Here is a 24,876-nt window from a genome sequence, read left to right on the forward strand (position 1 = left end):
CGCGGCCGCCCCCTGACTCAGGGGGCTCTGCTCCAGCACGCGTCCGCGCCAAGCGTTCTGGGCCCATGCCCTTACAACCGCACCAGCAGGTTCTTGGCCAGCATGCCGTGCAGCTTGCCGATGCCGCGTGCCAGGTGCATCGTCAGCAGCAGCAACAACACGCCCACCCCTGCAACCACGATGGCCACCAGCGGTGAGGCCGCCATCGGCAGCACGTTCACGTCGTTGATGTAGATGCCGGGGATGTCGCCACTGAAGATCGCCGCCACCGGCGCCCAGATCAAACCCAGCGACAGCGACAGCAGGGTCACCGCGATGGTGAAGTAGATGATGCCCAGCGGCAGCATCAGCACGAAGTACAGCAGGGTCAGCCAGGTGCGGCCATCGGTGAACATGTCACCGATGCGCTGCAGCCAGCTGCGGCTGCGGTCGGTGTACTGCGGCCGACGCGGCATGCGCTCGCCCAGCAGCGCTTCCACCAACCGCCCTTCCAGCAGCGCCAGTCCACGTACCGAGCCGAAGAACAGCACGGTCAGTGGAACGCCGATGATCAGGATCAGCAGTCCCAGCGACAACGACAGGCCGGTGACCACCCAGGTGAAGAAGAAAATGCCGGTGGCCAGCGACAACAGCATGTAGAACAGCGCGCCGTAGGTGTGCGGGTCCGTCACCACGCCGAAGAAGCGCGCCAGCAGCGAGCGGTGCACGGGCGCTGCGGGCTGTGCCGCCGGTGCAGCACCGCTGGCCTCGGCCGCTGCACGCAGCACCGGGCCCGTGTCGGCCCGCGGCGTACGCAGCGCGCGGTTCACCGTGAGCTCGGTTTCGCGATAGATCTCCGCCACCTCGTCCGGTGCACCGTAGCTGCCGGCGACGTCGGCGATGACCTCGGCTTCGCTGCGGCCGGGTTGCGCCGCCAGTTCCGAGCGCAGGTATTCCTCGGCGTCGTACAGGGCGTCCTGCACCATCGCCGGATCGGCACCGTCCAGCGCGGCACGCAGCTGCGCCAGGTACTGCGGGATGGTGCTGGGCAGACGGTTGCCTGCCAGGTCCAGGTCGTTCATTGCGGTACCCCCTCCAACACGGAATCGACGGAATCACGGGTGTCGCGCCAGGCCTGGCGCCATTGCTGCAGCACCTCCCGGCCACGTGCGTTGATGCGGTAGTAGCGGCGCGGCGGCCCGCTGCTGGACGGCTCCACATGGCTCTCCAGCAGGCCGGCGCCCTCCAGGTTGCGCAGCACCGGGTACAGCGCGCTCTGCTTGCCACTGAGCACGCCCTCGCCCACCCGTTCCAGCTCCTTGGCGATCAGGTAGCCGTACAGCGGCTCACCGGCGCGGGCCAGCACTGCCAGCAGGGCCAGCGACACGGTGCCGGCGCTTAGCTCCTTCTGGAACTTCTTCAGGTGGACATCGTCCTCGGACATGACCGGCCCTCCACTACGTTGAAGTCAACAGTAGTGCGAAGTTCGGTATAGCGAATGTGTCGTTAGTCACTCTGCCGGTTGGGCACCGGCCGCGTCAGGCTTGGCGGACCGCCTCGGCCAGCCGCTGTGCCATTGCATTGGAGAGGTCGTGCCCACCGTGTTCAAGGCGGGTCAGCAGGGCCTGTCGGCGCGCTGCCGACAGCGGTGAGTAACCCTCGCTCACACGAAGCCAGTTCTCCACCAGGCGCAGATGCCATGCACGTTCGTCATGCCTCTGCGGTACCGCGTCCAGCAGAAGTTCCAGATGCTGCCACAACGGCATGTGGGGCAGCAGCCGCAGCAGCCCGGTCTGAGCCACCGGGGAAGGACCGTCGTGGCAGAACGCCAGCAGCCGGGCGGCGTCCAGTTCGGCTACCCAGTCCGCCTGTGCGTGGGTCAACAGTTCGTGGATGCTTCGCCCTGGCTCCTCCAGCGCAACGCGCAGCAACGCCAGGCCTGCGCCGCCCTCGGCCCGTATCCAGCCTCGTACACAATTCCGCCGATGGCGCGCCGCCACCCGTGGATACAGCGACCGCAACAGTGCAACGTCCTCAGCGACGGCATGGTCGGCCAGCGCTTCCAGCGCCACGCGCCAGCGCCCCGCTGTCTGCTGTGCCAATGCATTGCGCCACAGCTCGATGGCCGGCGTTGCGTGGCGCTGCCGCACCAGAAATGCCGCCAGACTGCGGACAGCCCGTGCACGGTCGAACAGTGCATCCTCGACGAACACGTCGATCCCCTCCACCTCATGCGCCACCAACGTACGCAGGGCCGACGCGCGCACTTGGCTGGAGGGAGCCGTCAGCGCGCCCCTGCACTGCTCCAGCACCTGCGATGGGTCGCCCTCATCGAGAAGGTCCTGGAAGGCCATGCGTGCAATGCGCGGATCGCTGTCCCGCAGCGCGCGCGCACGGATCGCCACACGCTCCGGGTGGACATCGAAGGCGATCGCATGGGCGCTCAGCCGCGTACGTGAGTCACGATGGACGAGCAGGCCACCCAGCACTGCCCGCTGCGAGGGCGCCGACAGCCAGCCCTCCAGCGTATCCCTGCGCCAATCGGCATCCACCCGCTGCGCATCCTGCAAGCGAACCGCCAGCGGCCACGCTGCCAGCACGTCGTCGATGCTGCAGCGGGACAGCAGAACTTCCACCACCTGCTGGGCTACAACCCGCACCTCGGGGACCCAGTCATTGCAGCGCAGCAACGCACTGGAAAGCGTCAGATGTCCTGCAAGGGCGTCCATCCGCTGCAGCGCCGCCTGACGCGTGCGACCATTGCCGTCCGCGCCGGCGAGAAACAACGCAGCCGCCTGCACTGCGGCTGGTGCCTGCGGACTGACCTGAAGGCAGTCGAGCAGCTCACTGTTCCGCGGCGCCCACCAACTGCGCCGGCGGCCATCGAGATCGACGAGCATCCGTGGCGACTGCGAATGCAGCCAGCCGGCACCGTCTTCGCCGGGTTCGATATAGCCTTTCAGATAGCCATCGACCACCGCCTGCAGTTCGGCCCCTGGATCCAGCATTGGCATTTCGTGCATCCATGCAAAGGAAGCACATCGTGCCGCAGGGGCGGCGCGACAGCCAGTCTGCAGGATTGGCGCAAGAGCAGCGACTCGCGCAGAATCGAGGCCTCGTTCATGCTCCGGGGATCCCATGTCGCACCGCCGCCGTCTTGCCCTGACCACTCTCGCCCTCGCCTTCCTGCTGCCCGCACTCGCCAGCGCGGCCACGCCCTACCGCAGCCCGCAGCAGATCCTCGACGCATCGGCGGCCAGCGACTGGCGCACGCCGGACCCGGCCAACCTGCTGTACATGGACCTGCCGGCCGGACGGGTGATCATCGAACTGGCGCCGCAGTTCGCCCCGCGCCATGTCGGCAACATCCAGACCTTCGCCCATGAGCACTTCTGGGACGGCACCAGCATCTACCGCTCGCAGGACAACTTCGTGGTGCAGTTCGGCGATGCCGACGCCGACGATGCAGCCAAGGCCAAACCGTTCGGCAGCGCGCAGCGCAAGCTGCCGGCCGAATTCGAGCGTGCCGACAGCGGTTTGAAGGTGAGCGTGCTGCCGGATCGCGATGGCTGGGCAGCGCAGACCGGCTTCGTCGATGGCTTCCCGGTCGGTCAGGACCCGCAGGCCGGCAAAGCCTGGCTGGCACACTGCTACGGCATGCTGGGTGCGGGCCGCAGCAACGAGGAAGACAGCAGCATCGGCGCCGAACTGTATGTGGTTACCGGCCAATCGCCGCGCCAGCTGGACCGCAACATCACCCTGGTCGGCCGCGTGCTGAAGGGCATGGAGCTGCTCAGCGCGATCCCGCGTGGACCGGCACCGATGGGCTTCTACACTGACCCGAAGCTGCGCACGCCGATCGTGTCGATCCGTCGCGTCAACGATGTGCCTGCGGCCGAGCGCACACCGATCCAGGTACTGCGTACCGATTCGAAGACCTTCGCCGATACGGTCGAAGCGCGGCGCAATCGCGCGGATGATTTCTACAAGCGCCCGGCCGGGCATATCGATCTCTGCAATATTCCGGTGCCGGTGAAGTAACGCCGTCGCGGGTTCTGCGCGTGGCGCGTGCTGAAGGTGCTTCACTGTTCATGGGCGTTACTTTTCTTTGTACGCAAAGAAAAGTAACCAAAAGAAACGTTCCGCCGGCCGCGAGCCGCCGTGCTTCGCACGTCGGTCCCCTGCGCTTCTCGGTCCGCCGAGGGACGGCGCGGGAACTCGCTGCGCTCAGACACCCGCGCCTCTTCGCCCTCGCCGGACCTGCGGTGCTCGGCTCGCTCAAGGCGGACCCAGGTCAAAGGCCACAGCTGCACCCAGTAGATCCACGCCATGCGTGGATGCATTTGCTGTTGATCTTGACCTTTCAGTCCGCCTTGAGCGAGCCGAGCATCGCAGGGGAATCAGGGGCGAAGAGGTCCGATGTCTGAGCGCAGCGAGTTCGGCACCGTCCCCTGATTCGCCGAGAAGCGCAGGGGACCGACGTGCGAAGCACGGCGGCTCGCGGTGTGGCGGCGTGTTTCTTTGGTTACTTTCTTTGCACGAGCAAAGAAAGTGACACCTCCCCGCAGCCACGGAAAAGGGCTCGCCGGGCATGGCCCGGCGCTACCGATGCGTGAGCGCCAATGAGCCTCAGCCCTTCTGGCTGACCGCCACGCTGCCCAGAATCAACGCACCCGCAATCAACATCTGCACCGTCACCGCTTCGCCCAGGAACAGCCAGGCAAACGCAGCACCGAACAGCGGAACCAGATAAGTCACCGTTGACGCACGCGACGGGCCGATGCGGCCGATCAGGCGATAGAACATCAGGAAGGCGAATCCGGTGCAGACGACGCCCAGCGCGATCGCCGCGCCCCATGCCTTGCCCGGAATCGGCCCCTGCGGCAGATGCGTGAGCGCCAGCGGCAACAACCACAATGAGGCGCACGACAACGTGGCAGCGGCGGCCGCGGCCGAAGGCAACCCGGTCATGTGCCGCTTCACCAGGTTCACGCCCAGACCGTACAGCAGTGACGCCGCCGCACCGGCCAGCACCGCGGTACCAATGCTCAGGCCCGAGATCTTGGCCGTGGCCAGCACAACTACGCCGGCAAAGCCGACCAGCAACGCGCCGGCGCGGCGCACACCGATCTTCTCGCCGAAGAACAGGAACGCAATCAACGCGGCGAACAGCACGGTCATCGCATTGCAGATCGCACCGATGGCGGCCGGCGCACGCTCTGCGGCGTAAGCGAACAGCACGAACGGCAACGCCGAATTGACCAGACCGATCGGTGCCAGCCACAGCCAGCGGCGCGGCGGGAACTGCGCGCGGGCGCGCCACAGGAACGGCAGCAGCACCAGTGCGCCCAGCACCAGCCGCACCTCGACCAGCGCGAACGGGCCGAACGAGGGCACCGCCACCCGCATGAACAGGAACGAGCAGCCCCAGATCGCGCCGAGCAGGGTCAGTTCCAGCGGTGTGCGCCAATCACGTTCGGTCGCCTGGGGTATCGCATTCATGTGCTGTGTCCGTCCGTCATCGTGCAGCAGGTCTGGCCACACAGGATCGGACGCAGACGCCCGCCACACAAGCGCGTAGTATCGCTGCCAGCCACAAATATGGTTTGAGGCTGGACATGCTGCTACGCCCTTCCCTGCTTCCTGCGCTGGCCGTTTTCGCGGTCGCCGCGCGCCATCAGAACTTCGCCCAGGCGGCGCAGGAACTGCATCTGACCGCCAGCGCGGTCAGCCACCATGTCCGCCGCCTGGAAGAGGTGCTGGCCACACGCCTGTTCCTCCGCCATGCGCGCGGGGTGCGGCTGACGGCCGAAGGCCGGCAGTTGGCCGACGCCGCCAGCGCCGCGTTTACCGATGTCGCTGCCGTCGCCCACCATCTGCAGCCGGACGCGGACAGCGTGCCGCTGCGGATCGCTACGCTGCGCTCATTGTCGTATTGCTGGCTGCTGCCACGGCTACCGCGTTTCACCCAGGCCCATCCACACATCCGCATCGAACTGCACACCGGCAGTGGCCTCGACCGTTACGACGAAAACGGCCCGGAAGTCGGCATCCGTTATGGGCTGGGCCAGTGGCCCGGACTGCACGCGCAGCACCTGATGGACGATAACCTCTTTCCCGTAGCATCCCCGGCATTGCCCGGTGTCGAAGCACTGCAAGACCCGGCACGCATCGCCGAATTGCCGCTGCTCAGTGATCTGTCACCACAGGGGTGGCGCGACTGGTTCCGCCATGCCGGCGTGCGCCCGCCGTCGCCGTTGCCAGCCATGCACACCTTCGCCGACAGTACCGACGCGATGCGCGCAGCGGTGTATGGCATGGGCGCGGTGCTTGCACGCACCCACGTCGCCCAGCCGTACCTGCAGCGCTATGAGCTGGTGCGCCTGCCAGGGCCTGCGCTGAAGGCGCGTTATGCCTACTACGTGGTGCATGCCGAAGGGCGGCCGCCCAGCCCCGCTGCGCGGCTGTTCATCGACTGGTTGCTGGGCCAGGCGCAGGACGAACGTACGCCGGTTCCTGCATTGCCGGACAGTCTGCTGGGCCGCCCGACCACACCCGGCTGACTGCGCCCTCACCCGATCTTTGCCCAGCGCTGGCTAGGCTGCAGGCGAACCCCACAACGTGCTTCCGCCATGGCCCTGCTGCGACTGCGAATTACCGGAACCGAAGACGATGCCCGCGCGATCAGCGACCTGCTGCTCGGCCTGGAAGGCATCGAACACGTCGAAGAGACCGACGACCTGATGCCGCACATGGATGACGATGATTCCAGCTCGGCCGGCCTTTCCGACGACATCGGCCCGGGCACCCACGAACTGGAAGTGGAAGTGGGCAACGAAAGCACCGCGCAGAAGGTCCGCGATGCGGTGCAGGAACTGGCGCTGGAACTGGATGTGTTCGTCGAATACGAGACCGACGAAGGCTGAGATGCGGGAGTGCCGGCCAGCGGCCGGCACTCCTGTGCCGGTCAGACTGCGGGCGGCAGCTTGCGGCGGCGGCGACGGATCAGCGCACGGACGACCCAGGCCATCACCAGCGCCACCACGCCCACCGGCAGCAAAGCGGCGGCGGCACGGATCAGGAATGCCACGCTGGTACTGAGAATGCTGCCCGACTCGCTCAGGGCTTCGCCGATTTCGCTGCGGCTGCGTTGGCCCGACGTGGTGTCGAAATGCATCGTCACCAGCTGGGTATCGATGCGCCTGCGCTGCTGGGCGGCATCCTTGGTGGCCTGCTCCACACCCGCTTCGATCTCCGACAGGCGCGTGGTGATCGCCATCAGATCCTCGATCTTCAGATCGCCGCGGTCCTGGTAGGACAGCAACCGCGCGTGCTCCTTCTCCAGCCGTGCCTTGGTCAGCGCAGTGTCGGCCACCTGCTGGGCCAGATCCTCGGCACGCGTGTTGCGCGCCTGCAGCGTGCCACCCTCGCCGGCCAGGCCGATCAGTGACTCCACGCCCTTCGGCGCGATGCGTACCTTGACCTCGCCACTGGGCTGTTCGCCACTGCGCTGATCCACCTGCAGCACCGCACACTCACCGAACTTCGCGTTCTGGCACGCCTGCGCGACCTGCTGGATGCGCGGGGCGATCTGCGCTGCTTCCAGCTGCACCTGCACATCGTGCTCATAGGCCAGGAACGCGCCTTCAGGCGAGGCTACGCCCGCTTCGGCGACACCACCGGCACCACCGGCATCGGCGGCCCTCTCACCCTGCTTGGCGCAGGCAGCCAGCGCCAGCAGCAATGCCGGCACGATCATCAGGCGCGTCCACGCGCGCCGCGCCGTCATCGCGAGGCTCCGTCGAACGCGGTGATCGACAACCCACCCAGCTCGACCTGCGGCAGGCAGCGCACGTTGATCGCCACCATCGGCAGGCCGCTGCGCGGATCCACCGCCTCGCTGTACGGCGCGGTGCCGCACTCACGGCAGTGATGGTGATCGATGTTATGGGTGTTGAACTGGTAGGTCGCCACGTCGGCGATATCGGTGCCCAGCTGGAACGCCTCGCGCGGGGCGAACCAGAGCAGGCTGCCGCGGCGGCGGCACATCGAGCAGTTGCAGTCGATGACGTCCTTGATGGGGGCGTCGGCCTGCACGGTGAATGCGATCCTGCCGCAATGGCAGCTTCCCTGGTATTCCATGTCCCGCGCTCCGCTGGAGAGTCCTTGTATGCGCCCATGGTAATCCTATGGCACGGGGACAAAGCAGCCCCGGGGGCCTATGCTCGAGGATTGACCCCGTACAGGAATGCCGATGCGCCCGCATCTTCTTGCCCTCGCCCTCGTCGCCGCCCTGGCCGGTTGCCAGCCGGCCGATGCCCCGACCAACGGTTCCACCCCGGCCGCCAGCCAGCAGGCTGGTGATGCGGCGGTCGACGCCGCCTTCGCCGACCTGTCCAAGCGTGCCCTGGATACCTGGATGCAGCTGTCTCCGGTCAGCGCCACCCAGATCGGCGACCACCGCTATGACAGCGAGATCGACGACCTGAGCGCGGCTGGCCAGCAGAAGACCGTGGACGCCTACAAGGGCCTGCTGGGCGAGCTGGACAAGATCGAGGTGGCCAAGCTGGGCCGCGAAAACCAGGTGGATGCAGCGATCCTGCGCAACCAGCTGCAGTCGGAAATCTGGAATGCCGAGGTCATGCAGTCCGGCAAGTGGGATCCGCAGCTGTACAACGGCGTTGCCGGCAGCGCGATCTACGGCCTGATGGCACGCGAGTTCGCGCCGTTGCCCGAGCGCCTGAAGGCCGCCACCGCGCGCATGGAGAAACTGCCGGCGATCTTCGCCCAGGCCCGCGAAAACCTGGATCCGGCACGCGTGCCGAAGATCCATGCCGAGACGGTGGCCAAGCAGAACAAGGGCATCCTCAGCATCGTCGATACCTTCATCACCCCGCACATCGGCGAGCTGCCGCAGGCCGACCAGCAGCGCCTGCAGGCCGCCATCGACGGCCTGAAGAAGGCCGTGGACGAACAGCAGACCTGGCTGGACAAGACCCTGGTGCCGAACGCCAAGGGTGACTTCCGCATCGGTGCGGAAAAGTACGACCAGAAGCTCAAGTTCGCGCTGAATTCCTCGCTGTCGCGGCAGGAGATCGGTGAGCGTGCACGCGCCGAACTCAAGCGCGTGCGCGAGGACATGTACGGCATCGCGCAGACCGTGCTGAAGGACAAGCCGGGCGCACCGGAAATGCCGGCGCAGCCGACCGACGAACAGCAGCAGAAGGCGATCGAGGCCGCGCTGGAGCTGGCCTACGCTGACAAGCCGGCGCGCGACAAGGTCGTCGACGACGCCAAGGCCGCACTGGAGCAGTCCACTGCGTTCGTCCGCGAGCACGACCTGATGACCCTGCCCGACGCGCCGGTGGACATCATCCTGATGCCGGAATTCCAGCGTGGCGTGGCCGTGGCCTATTGCGATTCGCCGGGCCCGCTGGACAAGAACCTGAAGACCTTCTACGCGGTTTCGCCGATTCCGGACGACTGGAACGACAAGCAGGTTGATTCGTTCCTGCGCGAATACAACTCACGCATGATCCACCTGCTCAGCATCCACGAGGGCACACCGGGCCACTACCTGGAAGGCTGGCATTCGGCCAAGTTCCCCTCCACCCTGCGCGCGGTGCTGCGCTCGGGCCTGTTCGCTGAAGGCTGGGCGGTCTACACCGAGCGCATGATGCAGGAGCAGGGCTATCTCAACAACGATCCGCTGTTCCACCTGGTGCAGCTGAAATTCTACCTGCGCACCATCTCCAACGCGATCCTCGACCAGGGTGTGCACGTGGACAACTGGGATCGCGAGAAGGCGATGCACCTGATGACCCACGACGCCTTCCAGCAGGAAAGCGAAGCCTCGGGCAAGTGGGTTCGTGCGCAGCTGACCTCGGCTCAGCTGCCGACCTACTTCGTCGGTGCGCAGGAACACTTCGACACCCGTAAGGCGATGCAGGACAAGCTGGGTGACAAGTTCAACCTGAAGGCCTACCACGACCAGATGCTGTCTTACGGCGCCCCGCCGGTGCGCTTCGCACGCCAGCTGATGCTGGACCAGCCGATCGAGTGATGGATCGGGTGTGAGGTGAATGAAAACGGCCCGGGGAAACCCGGGCCGTTTCTTTATCCGTGTTGCACGGCATCCACGCATGGGGTGGATCTACTGTTGCGCATCCACCGTGCGGCGTTGGTCATTGCTCCGCGGCGACAAAGCCACCCGTCTGCCGTGCCCACAACCGCGCGTACAGTCCACCGGCCTCGATCAGCTCGGCATGGCTACCGGTCTCGACGATGCGGCCCTGGTCCATCACCACCAGCCGGTCCATGCGCGCGATGGTCGACAGGCGATGGGCGATCGCGATCACCGTCTTGCCGCCCATCAGCTCGTCCAGGTTGTCCTGGATGGCCGCTTCCACTTCCGAGTCCAGTGCCGAGGTCGCCTCGTCCAGCACCAGGATCGGGGCGTCCTTCAGCAGCACACGGGCAATGGCGATGCGCTGGCGCTGGCCACCGGACAGCTTCACCCCGCGCTCGCCGACATGCGCGTCGTAGCCACGACGCCCCTCCCCGTCGACCAGCGTGTCGATGAAGGCCTCCGCGCGCGCCTTGGCCACGGCCGCGCGCAGCTGCGCGTCGGTGGCATCCGGGCGGCCGTACAGCAGGTTGTCACGGATCGAACGGTGCAGCAGCGAGGTGTCCTGGGTGACCACGCCGATCTGCTGGCGCAGGCTTTCCTGGGTGACGTAGGCGATGTCCTGATCATCGATCAGGATGCGACCGCTTTCCAGGTCGTACAGCCGCAGCAGTACGTTCACCAGCGTCGACTTGCCGGCACCGGAGGGGCCGACCAGGCCGATCTTCTCGCCCGGCTTCACCACCAGGTCCAGGCCGGCAATCACGCCGCCCTTCTTGCCGTAATGGAAATGGACATCCTGGAAGTGCACACCGCCACGAGTCACCTGCAGCGGCACCGCATCCTCGCGGTCCTGCACGGTCAGCGGCTGGGCGATGGTGGTGATGCCATCCTGCACGGTACCGATGTCTTCGAAGATGCCGTTGATGGTCCACATGATCCAGCCGGACATGTTGTGGATGCGGATCACCAGGCCGGTTGCCAGGGTGATCGCGCCGACGGTGATGTGTCCGCCGTTCCACAGCCACAGCGCCAGGCCACAGGTACCGGCGATGAGGAAACCATTGACGATGGCGATGGTCAGGTCCATGCCGGTCGTGATCCGGGTCTGCGCGCGGTGCTTGACCGCCAGCTCCTGGATCGAATCGGCAACATAGGCCTGCTCGCGGCCGCCATGGGCGAACAGCTTCAGCGTGGGAATGTTGGTGTAGCCATCAACGATGCGTCCCATCGCCTTGGAGCGCGCCTCCGAGGCGATCCAGGCCCGTTCCTTCGCGCGCGGCACGAAGTAGATCATGATCACCACGTAGGCCAGCAGCCACAGGATCAGCGGCACCATCAACCGCCAGTCGGCCTGCGCGAACAGGTACAGCGCGGTGCCGGTATAGACCACGATGTACCACAGCGAATCGACCATCTGCACCGCCGACTCGCGCAGCGAGGTACCGGTCTGCATCACCCGGTTGGCCATGCTGCCGGCGAAGTCGTTCTGGAAGAAGCTCAGGCTCTGCCGCACCACGTAGTTGTGCATCAGCCAGCGCGATCGATTGCTCAGGCCCGGCACGATGGCCTGGTTGACCAGCAGGTTGTGCAGGCCGACCAGGATCGGGCGCGCGATGACCGTGATGAACAGCATCCAGCCGAGCGTATCGGCATGGCGCTGGAAGAAGTCCGCGCCGGGCTGCTCGGCAACCATGTCGACGATGCGGCCGAGGAAATCGAACATCGCCACTTCCACCAGCGCCAGCAACAGGCCGGCGACCAGAGTGGCCAGCAGCACCGGCCACACCGGCCGCAGGTAGTGCAGGTAGAACGGCACCACGGTGCGCGGCGGCATGCGCCCGTCAATGGGCGGAAACACCGGAATCAGGGATTCAAACCAACGGAACATCGCATTCCCTCGCCACCGATAGCCGGCGGAGTATCCCACGCCGCGTGTGTACGCCGGCCGACGATCACCACCGGTTCCGCGTAGCGCCGGGCCATGCCCGGCGGATCGCCTGCAACCGCGCTACGCGCTCGCCGGACGTGGTCCGGCGCTACCCGTCCGCTCGGCCAAACGGTAGCGCCGCGCCCGGCGGCGTCATTTCACCGGCGTGAACAGCAGGTCCTGGAAATCGAAGCTGAAATCGGTCAGGTCCGAGATCGGCTGCATGCGCACCTCGCGCACTTTTCCATCCGGGTCCAGGCTGAAATTGACGAACGCATCGGCATTGAGCGAGCGGTCGTCCCAGCGCACGATGAAGGTGTCGTGCTGCCAGTGCTCCAGGCGGCCGCTCAGCTGTGCCGTCTTCGCAAAGCGCAGGCGCAGGCCCTTGCCTTCCGCCGTCACCACCATGTCGCCATACCAGCGGTCGCGGTAGGTGTCCGCATATCCGGCCAGCGGCAACGACGGCCTGCTACCCTTGTCACGCTCGGCCTGGTGCTTGGCCCACGCTTCGTCGGCCTTGTCCTGGCCCTTGGCCACGCCCTTGGCATAGGCATCCACCCAGTCGTGCTTTTCACCGCCAAGGTAGGCATCGAGCACGCTCAGCGTGATCGCATTGAAGGCGGCCCCCACTTCCTGGTTGGTCAGCACCACCACGCCCAGCTTCTCGCCCGGCACCAGGGTCAGCCGCGAAACCATGCCCGGCCAGCCACCGGTGTGCCAGACCAGCTTCTGCCCGCGATAGTCGCTCAGGCTCCAGCCCTCGCCATAGCCGGCGAAGTTGGCCCGCGCCGGTGCCAGCTCCGGCACGCTCGGCGCCGGGATCGTCTGCGGCGTGATCATCTGCCACATCTGCTGCTGGCTCTTGGCGGTGAACAGCGCAGTGCCATCGGCCAGCTTGCCTTCGGCCAGCTGCACCTGCATCCAGCGTGCCATGTCGTGGGCACTGGAATAGATGCCACCGGCACCGGCATTGTTCGACCAGGTCAACGGTGCAACGGTGCGCAGGTCCTTGAAATCGTACTTGGCGTGGCCGACCGCAGCGTTGTCACCGGCCTTGAGGTGATCGGCGTTGTAGCGCGTGCCGGCCATGCCGACCTTGTCGAAGATGCGTGTCTGCAGGAACTGCTGGTAGCTCATGCCTGAAACGTGCTCGATCACCTGCTGGGCGACCGCATACAGGATGTTGTCGTAGGCATAGCGCTCGCGGAAACCGCCCTTCAGCGGCACCTGGCCGAGGCGCTGCACGACTTCGGCATTGCTGTAGGAGGTGGTCGGCCAGAACAGCAGGTCGCCTGCGCCCAGGCTCAGGCCACTGCGGTGGGAAAGCAGGTCTCGGATCGTCATCTGCCCGGTCACGAACGGATCGGACATGCGGAACGATGGCAGGTGGTCGATCACCTTGTCGTCCATCTTCAGCTTGCCGTCCTCGGCCAGCAGATTCAGCGAGGTGGCAGTGAAGGCCTTGGTGTTGGAGGCGATGGCGAACAGGGTATCGGCCTCGACCGGCGCCGGCTTGCCCAGCTCACGCACGCCCCAGCCGCGTTCCAGCACCACCTGCCCGTCCTTGACCACGGCCACGGCGATACCGGGCACGTCGAACTGCGCGCGCACGCGCTCCACGGTCGCATCCAGGTCCTGCAGCTGCTGCGGGGTCGCCGCATTGGCCATGGTCGTGCACGCAAGCAGCACGGCTCCTCCGATCCAGGTTTTCATCCAGCACCATCTCCGAACAGGGGTAGCGGCCATGTGCAGGCCGTCACCGGGGTTTCGCGCGATGGTAACGGCCCCGGGTGCAGCCTGCCCTGTGCCATAGGAGGGGTGTCATGGGTGCGAACGGCCAGAGCAGCAACGGCTCCACCATCATTCCGTGCCTGCGCTACCGCGATGCGCTGGCCGCCATCGACTGGCTGCAGCGCGCGTTCGGTTTCCACGCGCAGGCCGTGCATGCCGACGGCGATACTGTGCATCACGCCCAGCTGGTATTCGGCCAGGGCATGATCATGCTCGGATCTGCCAGCAACAGCGGCGAATGGGCCAAGCTGGCGGTGATGCCCGATGAAGTCGGTGGCCGGCAGACCCAGAGTGCCTGCGTGATCGTCACCGATGTCGACGCGCACTACGTCCGTGCCAAGGCTGCCGGTGCGCGCATCGTCATCGACATTGCCGACCAGGCCTACGGCGGACGTGGCTATGCCTGTGCCGACCCGGAAGGCTACCTGTGGTGGTTCGGCAGTTACGATCCGTGGCGGGGGGAACACACGCAATGACGGCACGGCATGGGTCTGCGGCGCCGGTGCGCTGCGGTATCGGCGGCTGGGTGTTCCCGCAATGGCGTGGTGGCGCCTTCTATCCGCCCGGCCTGATCCAACGCGAAGAGCTGGCCTATGCCAGCCGCGCGTTGCGCTGCATCGAAATCAACGGCACCTTCTACCGCACCCCGACAGCGACCCAGTGCGCGCAATGGGCAGCGCAGACGCCGGAAGGTTTCCGGTTCTCGATGAAGGCCCCGCGTCATCTGGCGCAGCGTCGCGACCTGTCGTCCACGATCGAGGCGGCCAGCGCGTTCCTGCAGGCGGCCGTCGCGCTGGGCGACCGGCTGGGCCCGTTGCTCTGGCAGTTCGACCCGCAGCACCCGGCCGATGCCGCGGCGCTGGATGCCTTCATGGCACAGCTGCCCAAGCAGCTGGATGGAACGGGGTTGCAGCATGCGTTGGAGGTGCGCAACGCATGCGTCCATGGGCCGGAACTGGTGGAAGCGGCGCGCCGGCATGGCGTGGCCCTGGTGATCGAAGACAGCGACGAATCGCCGCTGCATGGCGACATCACCGCCAGCTTCGTCTATGCACGGATCAAACGCAGCCAGGCCAGACTGGCCGAAGGTCTTCCCCAGCCGATGCAGCAGCGCTGGGCCACGCGCGCGCGGTGCTGGGCCCGGGGTGAGGCGGTGGACGACCTGCCCTGCCTGGCCGCACCGGCCCCTGCCGCGCCGCGCGATGTCTACCTGCTGTGCATCGGTGCCGGCAAGGTGCGCAATCCGGCGGCGGCGATGGCACTGCAGCGGGTCATCGACGGCGCCAGCGATCCACTGCCCACAGCAGTGTCCAGCCCAGCACGAACACCCCGCCGACGCGCAGCACGCTGAGGCCGAATGCACGCGAACCGATCCGCTGTACTTCCAGGAACGGATACGGTGCGCTGCCCAGCCACGAGGCCGTGAGCATCGCCCAGCCCAGGTAGGCCAGCGGCACCAGCAGGACCACACCCAACGCACGCCAGCGCAGGCCACCATGTGGCAGCAGCCCCGCCCAACCGGCCAGATACAGCAGCGGCACCACGTAGTGCAAGCCGACATCGGCCCACCATTGCAGGCCAGTTGGCTGCCACAACCCCTGCAGCGCCAGCAGATAGATCAGGCCGGTGACGCCGATGCACAGTGCCAGGGTGGCGGCTACCGTAGGTCGCAGTGCGCGGCCGCTGCAGAGCCAGAGGCAGCCCAGGCACACGGCCAGATTGCTGAGGATGGTGAAGTAGCTGAAGAAGCGCAGGCTCGCCACGCCGAGTCCCAGGCTGGCGCCGATGCCACGCATCAGCAGGGCAAACTGCAGCAGCAGCGATGCTGCCGCGACCAGCGCGGTCAACAGCGCCCAGCCGCGCAGCAGAAGAAAACGGGCAGCAGGCATGCACGGCTCCCTCGTGGCAACGCCGCGAGCATGCCACAGGCATCGCCCGCCGATGCGGCTTGCCTCACAATACGCCGATGAGCACACCCGACACCCGCAAAGCGCTTTGGCAGATCCACTTCTGTGTCCTGCTGTGGGGCGTCACCGCCATCCTCGGCAAGTTGATCACCCTGCCGGCGCTGCCGCTGGTGTGGTGGCGGATGCTGCTGGTGGTGGCGATGCTGGCGTTGCTGCCGCGGGTCTGGCGCGGGTTGCGCACGTTGCCGCTGCGGCTGGTCGCCGGCTATGCCGGTATCGGCGCGCTGGTGGCCCTGCACTGGCTGACCTTCTACGGCGCGGTGAAGCTGGCCAATGCCTCGGTTGCCGCCACCTGCATCGCCCTGGCACCGGTGTTCACCTCGATCATCGAGCCCTGGGTGGCCAAGCGTCCCTTCCAGCTGCGCGAACTGGCCTTCGGCCTGGCCGTGCTGCCCGGTGTGGCGCTGGTGGTGGGCGGCGTGCCCGACGGCATGCGCCTGGGCGTGTTGATCGGTGCGCTCTCGGCCCTGCTGGTGGCAGTGTTCGGCTCGCTCAACAAGCGCATGGTCAGCCATGCCGATCCGCTGACGGTCACCGCACTGGAACTTGGCGCGGGCACGCTCACCCTGACCCTGCTGGCACCGCTGATGCCGTACCTGCTGCCAGCGCTGGCCAGCCCGTTGTGGATCGTTCCCGACCTGCACGACGGCATCCTGCTGCTGGTGCTGGCCGGTGTCTGCACGCTGCTGCCGTTCGCCCTGGCCCTGGTCGCGCTGCGCCACCTCAGCGCCTACACCGTGCAGCTGGTCACCAACCTGGAACCGGTCTACGCCGTGTTGCTGGCCGTGGTGCTGCTGCGCGAGCAGCATGAAGTCACCCCGTGGTTCTACCTGGGCGTGGCGATCATCGTCGGTGCCGTGTTCCTGCATCCGCTGCTCAACCGCCGCAAGCGCGTGCAGCATCCTGAAATCCTCGGAACATCCGAAGCGCGCAACATCGCCGATTGAGCGCGTCCGCGCATTGCGTGGATCTTCGCGGCACCCGTCTCAGCGCTGCGGCCAATGCCAGGCCGGTGCATCCAGCAGGCCCTGCCCGCTCAGCAGCGTACGCCCGTGTTCCTTGTGCAGGTGCATTGAATGGCACTGCGGTGCCTGTTCCAGCGCGGCGATCAAGCGCGTGGCATGCGAAACGACCCAGACCTGGCTGCGCGCACTGGCGGCGATGATCAGGCGCGCCAGCGCCGGCAGCAGATCCGGATGCAGGCTGGTCTCCGGTTCGTTGAGCACCAGCAGCGGCGGCGGCCGAGGCGTGTGCAGCGCCGCTGCCAGCAACAGGAAACGCAGCGTGCCGTCGGACAGTTCGGCCATCGACAGTGGCCGCAGCAGACCGGGCTGGTGGAAACGCAGCGCGAGCCGGCCATCCAGTTCCTCGAAGCTGACCGTCGCCCCCGGGAACGCATCCTCTACACTGCGCGCCAGCGCCTGCGGATCGCCGATTTCCATGATCGTCACCCAGGCGGCGGCGAGGTCGCGGCCGTCGTGGTGCAACACCGGCGTACGGGTCGCCATCGCCGGTTGTCGCGCCGGCGCATCGGCATCGCTGCGGAAGTGGTCGTAGAAGCGCCAACGGCGGATGTACTCGCGCAAGGCGATGGCTTCCGGCATGCGCTGCGGATCGCCCACCTGGGTGAACAGGCTGTCGAACAGCGAAAGCCGGTCGTCCACCAGGTCCCAGCCGCGCGCGTGCCGCTGCCGCACCAGCGCACCGCGGCGGTCGACCAGCAGATTGGCGCTGCGCAGGAACGGGCCCGCCCAGATTGATTCGGCCTTGATCTGCGGGTCCAGCGCGAAGGCCGATCGGCTAGGCGGCGGATATCCGAGGTCGATGGCGTAGCCGAATTCATCCGTGGCGAAGCCCAGCTTGAGCCCCACCGACTCCTGTCGCGGCCCGCCTTGCAACGGAATCTCACCGGCCAGCACGCGGCGGTCGATCTTTTCCGGACCGGCCCACAGCGCCGAGCCCAATCCACCCTCCCGCGCCAGTACCGCTGCAACACCGCCCTGGGCGGTTTCCGCCAGCAGGCGCAGCGCGCGGTACAGGCTTGATTTGCCACTGCCGTTGTCGCCGGTGACCACGTTGAGCCGCTGCATCGGCAGCACCAGCGCATGCAGCGATCGGTAATTGGCGATGGCCAGGGTCTGCAGCATGGTCGACGTCCTTGCGGTGAGACGTTGAGGGTGCCGTACGGGTATCGCAATGGCTGCGACTGCACGCAAAGGCCCAGGCCATCCACGCATGGCGTGGATCTACCGCAGCCGCGCGGGCGGTCAGGGCGCCACTTCCACCCGGTTGCGGCCGGCGCCCTTGGCCCGGTACAGCGCCACATCGGCACGGGCGAGAGTCTGCTCGGACGTTTCACCGGGCTGGTGCTGCGCCACACCGATGCTGATGGTCACCGGGAAGCCCAGCGGCAGGTTGGACACGGCCACCCGCAGGAACTCGCATTGCAGTTCGGCGGTGCGCAGGTCCGCGTCCGGCATCAGTGCCACGAATTCCTCGCCGCCATAGCGCGCGGCCAGACCCCCACCGGCGAAGTGCGAGCGCAGCAGCGCCCCCAGTTCGGCCAGCACCCGGTCGCCGGTCGCGTGGCCCTGGAAATCATTGATGTGCTTGAAATGATCGATGTCCAGCAGGGCCACGCAGGTCTGCCGGTCGCGGCCATCGACGGCAATCACCGCCTCGTCCAGCGCTGCTGCCAGTGCCCGCCGGTTGGGCAGGCCGGTCAGAGCGTCGGTACGGCTCTGTTCGGCCAGGTCGGCATTCTGGGCCAGCAGCACATCGTGATACTCCGACAGCAGGCGTTCGTAATCGTTGCGCTCGAGCATGTGCCGCTGGATATCCAGGGCGAAACGGCGCAGCTCCATCACCACCATCACCTGCCGCGACAGCGCGGCCAACGCTTCGGCCTTGTCGGTCGCCAGCTGCTGCGGCCGCGCGTCGAACACGCACAGGGTTCCCAGCGGCAGGCCGTCGCTGCTGATCAACGGCGCACCGGCATAGAAGCGCACATGCGGGTCGCCGGTCACCACCGGATTGTCGTGGAAGCGGACGTCCTGCAATGCATCCTCAACCACCATGATTTCCTGCGGTTGCAGGATCGCGTGGCCGCACATCGACTCGCTGCGCAGGTTCTCGGTCGCGGCGATGCCCTGCATCGACTTGAACCACTGGCGCTCGACGTCGATCAGGGTCACGGCCGCCATGGTCGTGCCACACACCGCCTTGGCGATGGCCACCAGGTCATCGAACGAGCGTTCGCGCTCGGAATCGAGGATCCGGTAGCGGTACAGCGCCTCCAGGCGCAGCGCTTCGTTGGCAGGCTTGTCGGGCTTGATCATGCAGCGTCACGTTCCGGCAGGTCGCCGCAAAGTCTAGCGGATGCGGGCGGCCAATCTGCATTCCGGTAGTGCCGGCCGTTGGTAGGCTCCCTGATGTTCATTGCCAGCACCGTGCAGTTGCCGGCCAGCGGCCGGCACTACCGGTCGTTGCTTACCAGTCCTGCTGCTGCGGCAACAGGCCGTGAAGCTCCTGCTCGGTCAGGTTGCGCCACTGGCCCGGCTTCAGTGCACCGATCTTGATGTTGTCGATACGCACGCGGCGCAGCTGGGTCACGCGGTAGCCGAACTCGGCCGCCATCAGCCGGATCTGCCGGTTCAGGCCCTGCTGCAGGATGATGCGGAAACCGAATTTGGCGATCCGCGAGGTCTTGCACGGCAGCGTCATCTGGTCATGGATGCGTACGCCGCGGGCCATGCCGCGCAGGAATTCGTCGGTGACCGGTTTGTTCACCGCCACCAGGTATTCCTTCTGGTGACCGTTTTCGGCGCGCAGGATCTGGTTGACGATGTCGCCGTTGCTGGTCATCAGGATCAGGCCTTCCGATTCCTTGTCCAGGCGGCCGATCGGGAAGATACGCTGTTCATGGCCGACGAATTCGACGATGTTGCCCTTCACCGTGCTTTCGGTGGTGCAGGTCACGCCCACCGGCTTGTTCAGCACGATGTACACGTGGCGGCGGGCGCCCGGCTTGCGGGCAGTGCGCACGCGCAACGGCTGGCCGTCGACCAGCACCTTGTCATCCTCGCCAACAACCGCGCCCGTGCCGGCGGCATGGCCATTGACGGTAACCCGGCGGGCGGCGATCAGGCGATCGGCCTCACGACGGGAGCAGAAGCCGGTGTCGGCGATATATTTGTTGAGTCGGCTGGTCATCGCCCCATTATCAGGCATCGCCGCCCTTCCCGCCTCATGCCGTGGTCAACGGTTCTTCGGTTTCGCCATCGAACACCCGGTTGCGGCCACTGCGCTTGGCCACGTACATGGCGTGGTCGGCCCGTCGCAGCAGCGCAGCCAGGTCATCTTCGGCTGGCCGCCACTGTGCCAGACCGATGCTTGCGGTCACTTCCAGGCCGGGCACCTGCAGGTCCCGGCAGGTCTCGGTGATGCGCTGGCGCAGGCGTTCCAGGCGCGCGGCAGCGATCTCACGTGGCATTCCCGGCAACAGCAGCAGGAACTCCTCGCCGCCCATCCGCACTACCTGGTCCTCGCTGCGGACAGCGGCGCGCAGCGCGCGGGCCACGGCCACCAGCACCTGGTCGCCGACCTCATGGCCATGGCGATCATTGATGTCCTTGAACAGATCGATATCGAGGAAGCCGATCACCAGCAGCCCCCTCTCGCGCTCGCCGCCCTGCAGATGCTGGGCCAGTTGGTGCAGGCCGGCACGGCGGTTGGGCAGACCGGTCAGCATGTCGGTCTCGGCGAGCTGGCGCATTTCATCACGCTGCTGGCGCAGCCGGCCAAGGCGCAGGTTGAGCGCATAGGCCGCCATCATCAGCAGCCAGGTGACCGCCAGCTGCAGGGCCTCCACCCGGTATTCCATCAACCAATGCGCGCTGGCGGCGTCGGCCACGATCAGCACCAGCATCGGCGCCAGTGCGGCCAGCCCGGCCAGCGACCAGACATCGCCGCGCAGGCGTGCCCAGATGCCCATCGCCAACGACAGTGCACAGCCGACAATGAAGCTCCACTGCAGGACCTGTGCGACCACAACCAGTCCATCGCGCTGCAACCACGGCACCAGTGCCGCCAGCGTGAGCAGGGACCACAACACCAGCTGCTGACCCACGCGCGAACGTGGCAGCACGCGGTCACCGCCGTTCAGGCGCCACAGCGCCGGCAACACCAGTGCCTGGGTCGCCGCAGTCAGCGCCAGCAGCCACCAGTCACCGCGCCCGCCGACCCGCAGCCAGGGCTCGGGATAGCCGCTGAGACCGCCAAGGATCGACTGCCACAGCACCAGCACCAGGGTGGCACCGATATACATCAGGAAGCTGCGGTCGCGGGTGGTCAGATAGGCCATCAGTGCCGACAGCGCCAGCGCGATTGCCACGGCGATGCATGCGGCGCGCACCAGCAGCCGGGCAGTGTCGTTCTGCTGCACCGGGCTGGGCGCACCCAGCTGCAATGTCGGAACCCAGCGCGCCTTCAGCGGCGTCTGCCAGGAAACCAGGAAGGGCTCGTGGCTGCCGGCAGCGGGTACCGCCACTATGCCGATGCCCGCACGAAAGCGCGAATCGCGGGTGCGCGCATCCTGCATGTTGCCGCAGATCTCGCGATCACCGTGCTGCAGCCGCACTTCGCCGGCAAAGATGTTGAAGACATCCAGCGCCTGCGGCTCGCCGGACCAGCCTTCTGGCGGTGCATTTACCCGTGTCTGCTGGCGCGGCCCGGCCAGCATCTCCGGCGTGCACGCGCGATGGGGCGTAGGTTCGGCTGTCGCGGTGCCGACCAGAAGGTAATCGCGGCCGGCGTCGACGCTGCGCGCATGGCCCAGCCACGGCAACGCCAACCACACCAGCAGCAGGACAAGCACCGCCCCTGTTTCCAAACGCACCTGCCTGCCGCCCACGCCACGTCCTGTTCCTGCTTACGTCCGCGCCCACTGCGCGTCGCCCCTGGCGGCATTATCGCAGCGGAATGCACCACCGATGTGTAGACCAAAGTGGCGGGGGTATTGGCCGGGCTGCCGCCCGGCACCCGCAGAGGCCGGAGCCGAAGCAACAGCGAAAGCGGCTACCGAGGTGGGCGGGGCGGTATGGGCAAGCAGGACACGCCGTAAACCCATCCATGGGGGCTCGATGGCGCCTTGCTCGTGTGCGCCGTCCTGCGCACACGGCAAGACCGGGGTTGGGCGTCCTGCCCAACCCGCCCGAGGGCATGCCTCGGGCCCATGGCGCCAACGGTCCTGCCTGCCCATACCGCCCCACCCCTGACAGTGTCCCGCCATCTGGTGGATCCACGCCGTGCGTGGATGGATGTTCATACCGTTTCGAAATCAATGAATGGATTGGATATCATCCGCGCATGGCGTGGATCTACGTGTCGACCAAGGTCGACACCCACCAACAGCAGCCGGAACCTGTCGAAGGCGGGGTGGGTCCGGTTGCGGGGGCGTGAGCGCCATGGATGGCGCGACCGAGCCTACAGGGACGTACTTGCGGCGTCCCCCGCAACCGGACCCACCCCGCCATCCCACGGAATGCAGCTGTTGCTGTTGCTGTTGCTGTTGCTGTTGCTGTTGCTGTTGCTGTTGCTGTTGAGGTTGAGGGTGCCGGGCGCCGCCCGGCCGCAGCACCTTCAGCCGACAGCCGATGGCCCCTGCGTGCCGACCAACCGCATCGGTCGCAGGTCAGCCAGGGTCAGCCGTTCCAGCGGCTGCGGCCGTTCGATGGCATAACCCTGCAGCCCCTGCACGCCCATCCCGGCCAGCGCCTCGGCAATTTCGGTGGTCTCCACCCACTCGGCCACCACCTCCATCTGCAGTTCGCGGCCCAGCTCGCTGATCGCGCGCACGCTGGCACGGCTGACCGGATCGGTGTCCATGTCGCGCACGAATGCCCCGTCGATCTTCAGCATGTCCGCCGACAGCTGCCGCAGATAGCCGAACGAGGACAGGCCCGAGCCGAAATCATCCAGCGCCACCCGGCAGCCGCGCGCCTTGACCGCGTCGATGAAGGCACGCGCCTGGCTCAGGTTGCCGATGGCCGCGGTTTCGGTGATCTCGAAACAGAGCTTGGACGCCAGTGCGCGGTTGCGCTCCAGCAGGTCGCAGACGAAGGCCAGGAATCCCGGCTCGGCGATCGACTGGGCCGACACATTGACGTTGCACAGGCCCAGTTGGCGTACGTGCGCCGGGCACACCTGCAGGTGGCGGAACAGCAACCCGAGCACGTGCCGGTCCAACACCACCGCCATGCCATAGCGCTCCACCGCGGGCATGAACTGGCCCGGCAGGTGCAGCACGCCGTCACTGTCACGCATGCGTACCAGCACCTCGTAGTGCAGGTAGGACGGATCACCCACTTTGGCGATGCGCTGCGCATACAACAGCATCCGGTTCTCGGCCATGGCGCGACTGACGCCCTGCAGGCGTTCGGCCTCCAGCCGTCGCTCCTCCAGGGCCAGCCGGTTTTCGTTGAAGCAATGCACGCGGTTGCGACCGGCCTGCTTGGCCGCATAACACGCGCTGTCGGCCGCGCTCATCAACCAGTTCACGTCCAGCGCCTCGGCCGTCACTTCGACCACGCCCACGCTGCAGCTCAACTGCGGGCTGCCCTCGCTGACCGGGAAGGTAGCCTGGCCCAGGTTGCGGATCAGCCGCTGCAACACGCGCTTGGCTTCATCCTGGTTGGCGCGGGCAAGGAACACCGCGAACTCGTCCGCCCCCAGGCGGCCGACCCAGTCGCCATCGCGCACCGCACCGACCAGGTACTCGGCGAAACTGCGCAGCATCTGGTCGCCGGCCGCGTGGCCGAAGCTGTCGTTGACCAGCTTGAAGTGGTCCAGGTTGATGTAGCCCAGTGCATGGGTTCCACCGTCGGAGCGGACCTGCAGCAGCGATTTTTCCAGCAGGCGCTCGATCTCGCGGCGATTGATCAGGCCGGTCAGGGGGTCATGGCTGGCGTGGTGTTCGATCTCGCGTGCCAACGCATGGTTCTGGCTGACATCCTCGACGATGGCGAACACCGACAGGCCACCGCTGGCGGTGCGCACGCCGGTGCCACTCCAGCGTCCCCACACCAGGCTGCCATCACGACGCCGGAAACGCAGTTCGCCCGGTCGCAGCTGACGTTCCCAGTCGATTCGGCCACTTTCATCGATCACCAGCTCGCCCTCCATCAGCAGCTCGGCCAGCGACATCTGCAGCAGCACGTCCCGACGATGGTCGAGAATGTCGGCCATCGCCTGGTTGGCCTCCACCACCCGGCCGCCGGCATCCAGCTTGAGCATGCCGACGTTGGCTTGGTAGAAGGCAGCCCGGAAGCGGCTCTCATGCTCGGTCAGGTCCTTGCCGACCCGGCGCGCCAGGGCCACCGCCATCAGGCTGATCAGCAGGACCGACAGGCCGCCCACGGCCAGGGTCGCGATGCGCACCGCGCGGGCCATGCGCAGCAGTGCCTGCGAGAACGCCTGCGCCTGCCCGCGCAGCTGGTGGTCGATGCCACGCAGCCGATGCAAGTAGTCATCCACGGTCGCCTCGTCCAGCGGTCCCGAGCCATGGCGCCGCTGCAGTTCCTCCGCCAGCGACTGCATGGCCAGCAGGTTTGCGTCGGTCTGCCGCCACAACCAGGTGGCTTCGCGGAAGGCTCCGACGTTGCGCGCATGGCGGAACGAGAAGATCAGCCGCGGAATGTCGGCGCGGGCATTGCCCCCACGCAGAAAACCGGCGCGGGCTGTCGCCTCGTCCGGTTCGGGTTGCTCCAGCGCCTTGCGGGCCTGCAGGTCACCCAACGGAACCTGCAGTGCCCGTTGGGCATCCTGCAGATCCTGCAGATGGCCACGCGCCAGGTAACGGCTGAGCGCTGCGGTGGCGTCCTGCTGCCCCCGCGACCAGTAGCCCTGCCCTGCGATCCATGCGGTCGATGCCGCCTGCAGCTCCTGGATCACAGCCGACAGCGCGACCAAGCCGATCGCCATGCCCGTCAACAGCGCAAATCGCAGTCCCAGCCCGCGGGTCATCGGTACCCGTCGACGCTGTTGGTCCATGCCACTTCTACCCATCCTGGATCCCCCGAATGTGC

21 protein-coding genes are annotated in these 24,876 nt (G+C 66.8%); 7 read left to right on the forward strand and 14 right to left on the reverse strand.

The genetic code is table 11. The annotated features are described in order from the left end of the window. Window positions 1-71 precede the first annotated feature (71 nt). The 3 genes from AB4Y98_RS03300 to AB4Y98_RS03310 form a co-directional block, all read right to left on the reverse strand. A complete protein-coding gene (locus tag AB4Y98_RS03300) occupies window positions 72-1,061 on the reverse strand; it encodes a sensor domain-containing protein (RefSeq protein WP_442243757.1) in 990 nt (329 codons plus the stop codon). Then, window positions 1,058-1,423: a PadR family transcriptional regulator gene (locus tag AB4Y98_RS03305; protein WP_032975774.1), complete on the reverse strand. Its 366-nt coding sequence runs from the start codon at window positions 1,421-1,423 to the stop codon at window positions 1,058-1,060. The genes AB4Y98_RS03300 and AB4Y98_RS03305 overlap by 4 nt, the downstream gene beginning before the upstream one ends. A gap of 94 nt (window positions 1,424-1,517) precedes the next feature. Next, window positions 1,518-2,987: a hypothetical protein gene (locus tag AB4Y98_RS03310; RefSeq protein WP_442243758.1), complete on the reverse strand. Its 1,470-nt coding sequence runs from the start codon at window positions 2,985-2,987 to the stop codon at window positions 1,518-1,520. 130 nt (window positions 2,988-3,117) lie between these two features. Here AB4Y98_RS03310 and AB4Y98_RS03315 point away from each other — a divergent pair, with 130 nt between their 5' ends. Further along, window positions 3,118-4,020 (forward strand): peptidylprolyl isomerase, encoded by a 903-nt coding sequence (locus tag AB4Y98_RS03315; RefSeq protein ID WP_442243759.1) that lies wholly within the window; start codon window positions 3,118-3,120, stop codon window positions 4,018-4,020. A gap of 588 nt (window positions 4,021-4,608) precedes the next feature. Here the strand turns inward: AB4Y98_RS03315 and AB4Y98_RS03320 are convergent. Then, window positions 4,609-5,481 carry a DMT family transporter gene (locus AB4Y98_RS03320; protein ID WP_442243760.1) on the reverse strand — a complete coding sequence of 291 codons (873 nt, stop codon included), beginning with the start codon at window positions 5,479-5,481 and terminating at the stop codon, window positions 4,609-4,611. 116 nt (window positions 5,482-5,597) lie between these two features. Here AB4Y98_RS03320 and AB4Y98_RS03325 point away from each other — a divergent pair, with 116 nt between their 5' ends. Beyond that, on the forward strand, window positions 5,598-6,542 hold the full coding sequence (locus AB4Y98_RS03325; protein WP_442243761.1) for a LysR substrate-binding domain-containing protein: 945 nt from the start codon (window positions 5,598-5,600) through the stop codon (window positions 6,540-6,542). A gap of 69 nt (window positions 6,543-6,611) precedes the next feature. Next, window positions 6,612-6,905, forward strand: coding sequence for a hypothetical protein (locus AB4Y98_RS03330; protein ID WP_025877698.1), 294 nt, complete (start codon window positions 6,612-6,614; stop codon window positions 6,903-6,905). Between the two features lie 41 nt (window positions 6,906-6,946). Here AB4Y98_RS03330 and AB4Y98_RS03335 read toward each other — a convergent pair whose 3' ends face one another. Beyond that, the gene (locus AB4Y98_RS03335) at window positions 6,947-7,768 is read right to left on the reverse strand and encodes a DUF4349 domain-containing protein (protein ID WP_442243762.1); all 822 of its coding nucleotides are present in this window, start codon (window positions 7,766-7,768) and stop codon (window positions 6,947-6,949) included. Next, window positions 7,765-8,121, reverse strand: coding sequence for a GFA family protein (locus AB4Y98_RS03340; RefSeq protein WP_025877700.1), 357 nt, complete (start codon window positions 8,119-8,121; stop codon window positions 7,765-7,767). Before AB4Y98_RS03340 ends, AB4Y98_RS03335 begins: the two co-directional genes overlap by 4 nt. 112 nt (window positions 8,122-8,233) lie before the next feature. Between AB4Y98_RS03340 and AB4Y98_RS03345 the strand changes: the two genes are divergently transcribed. Beyond that, window positions 8,234-10,042, forward strand: a complete 1,809-nt coding sequence (locus AB4Y98_RS03345) for a DUF885 domain-containing protein (protein ID WP_025877701.1) — start codon at window positions 8,234-8,236, stop codon at window positions 10,040-10,042. A 121-nt stretch (window positions 10,043-10,163) separates the two neighbouring features. Here AB4Y98_RS03345 and smrA read toward each other — a convergent pair whose 3' ends face one another. Then, window positions 10,164-11,996 carry a multidrug efflux ABC transporter SmrA gene (smrA, locus tag AB4Y98_RS03350; protein WP_025877703.1) on the reverse strand — a complete coding sequence of 611 codons (1,833 nt, stop codon included), beginning with the start codon at window positions 11,994-11,996 and terminating at the stop codon, window positions 10,164-10,166. A 192-nt stretch (window positions 11,997-12,188) separates the two neighbouring features. Beyond that, complete coding sequence (locus AB4Y98_RS03355) at window positions 12,189-13,748, reverse strand: serine hydrolase (RefSeq protein ID WP_442243763.1); 1,560 nt, start codon at window positions 13,746-13,748, stop codon at window positions 12,189-12,191. Between the two features lie 110 nt (window positions 13,749-13,858). Here AB4Y98_RS03355 and AB4Y98_RS03360 point away from each other — a divergent pair, with 110 nt between their 5' ends. Both AB4Y98_RS03360 and AB4Y98_RS03365 read left to right on the forward strand, forming a co-directional pair. Next, window positions 13,859-14,302 (forward strand): VOC family protein, encoded by a 444-nt coding sequence (locus AB4Y98_RS03360; protein WP_442243764.1) that lies wholly within the window; start codon window positions 13,859-13,861, stop codon window positions 14,300-14,302. Further along, a complete protein-coding gene (locus AB4Y98_RS03365; protein WP_442243765.1) occupies window positions 14,299-15,177 on the forward strand; it encodes a DUF72 domain-containing protein in 879 nt (292 codons plus the stop codon). Before AB4Y98_RS03360 ends, AB4Y98_RS03365 begins: the two co-directional genes overlap by 4 nt. Here AB4Y98_RS03365 and AB4Y98_RS03370 read toward each other — a convergent pair. Beyond that, entirely contained in the window at window positions 15,098-15,715 is a 618-nt protein-coding gene (locus AB4Y98_RS03370; RefSeq protein ID WP_312785616.1) for a Pr6Pr family membrane protein, read from the reverse strand. The two genes, AB4Y98_RS03365 and AB4Y98_RS03370, sit on opposite strands and share 80 nt — an antisense overlap. A 77-nt stretch (window positions 15,716-15,792) precedes the next feature. Here AB4Y98_RS03370 and AB4Y98_RS03375 point away from each other — a divergent pair, with 77 nt between their 5' ends. After that, entirely contained in the window at window positions 15,793-16,740 is a 948-nt protein-coding gene (locus AB4Y98_RS03375) for a DMT family transporter (protein WP_025877711.1), read from the forward strand. Between the two features lie 39 nt (window positions 16,741-16,779). On the opposite strand, the gene AB4Y98_RS03380 is transcribed toward AB4Y98_RS03375, so the two are convergent. The 5 genes from AB4Y98_RS03380 to AB4Y98_RS03400 form a co-directional block, all read right to left on the reverse strand. Next, complete coding sequence (locus tag AB4Y98_RS03380) at window positions 16,780-17,940, reverse strand: AAA family ATPase (RefSeq protein WP_442243766.1); 1,161 nt, start codon at window positions 17,938-17,940, stop codon at window positions 16,780-16,782. A 120-nt stretch (window positions 17,941-18,060) separates the two neighbouring features. Continuing rightward, window positions 18,061-19,131, reverse strand: a complete 1,071-nt coding sequence (locus AB4Y98_RS03385) for a diguanylate cyclase (protein ID WP_442243767.1) — start codon at window positions 19,129-19,131, stop codon at window positions 18,061-18,063. 151 nt (window positions 19,132-19,282) lie between these two features. Then, window positions 19,283-20,005, reverse strand: coding sequence for a pseudouridine synthase (locus tag AB4Y98_RS03390; RefSeq protein WP_223494621.1), 723 nt, complete (start codon window positions 20,003-20,005; stop codon window positions 19,283-19,285). Between the two features lie 34 nt (window positions 20,006-20,039). Next, entirely contained in the window at window positions 20,040-21,704 is a 1,665-nt protein-coding gene (locus tag AB4Y98_RS03395; protein ID WP_442243768.1) for a sensor domain-containing diguanylate cyclase, read from the reverse strand. A gap of 728 nt (window positions 21,705-22,432) precedes the next feature. Then, window positions 22,433-24,856 (reverse strand): putative bifunctional diguanylate cyclase/phosphodiesterase, encoded by a 2,424-nt coding sequence (locus AB4Y98_RS03400; RefSeq protein ID WP_442243769.1) that lies wholly within the window; start codon window positions 24,854-24,856, stop codon window positions 22,433-22,435. Between the last annotated feature and the right edge of the window lie 20 nt (window positions 24,857-24,876).

It is taken from the genome of Stenotrophomonas sp. 2YAF26 (genome assembly GCF_052114625.1).
GTDB lineage: Bacteria > Pseudomonadota > Gammaproteobacteria > Xanthomonadales > Xanthomonadaceae > Stenotrophomonas > Stenotrophomonas indicatrix.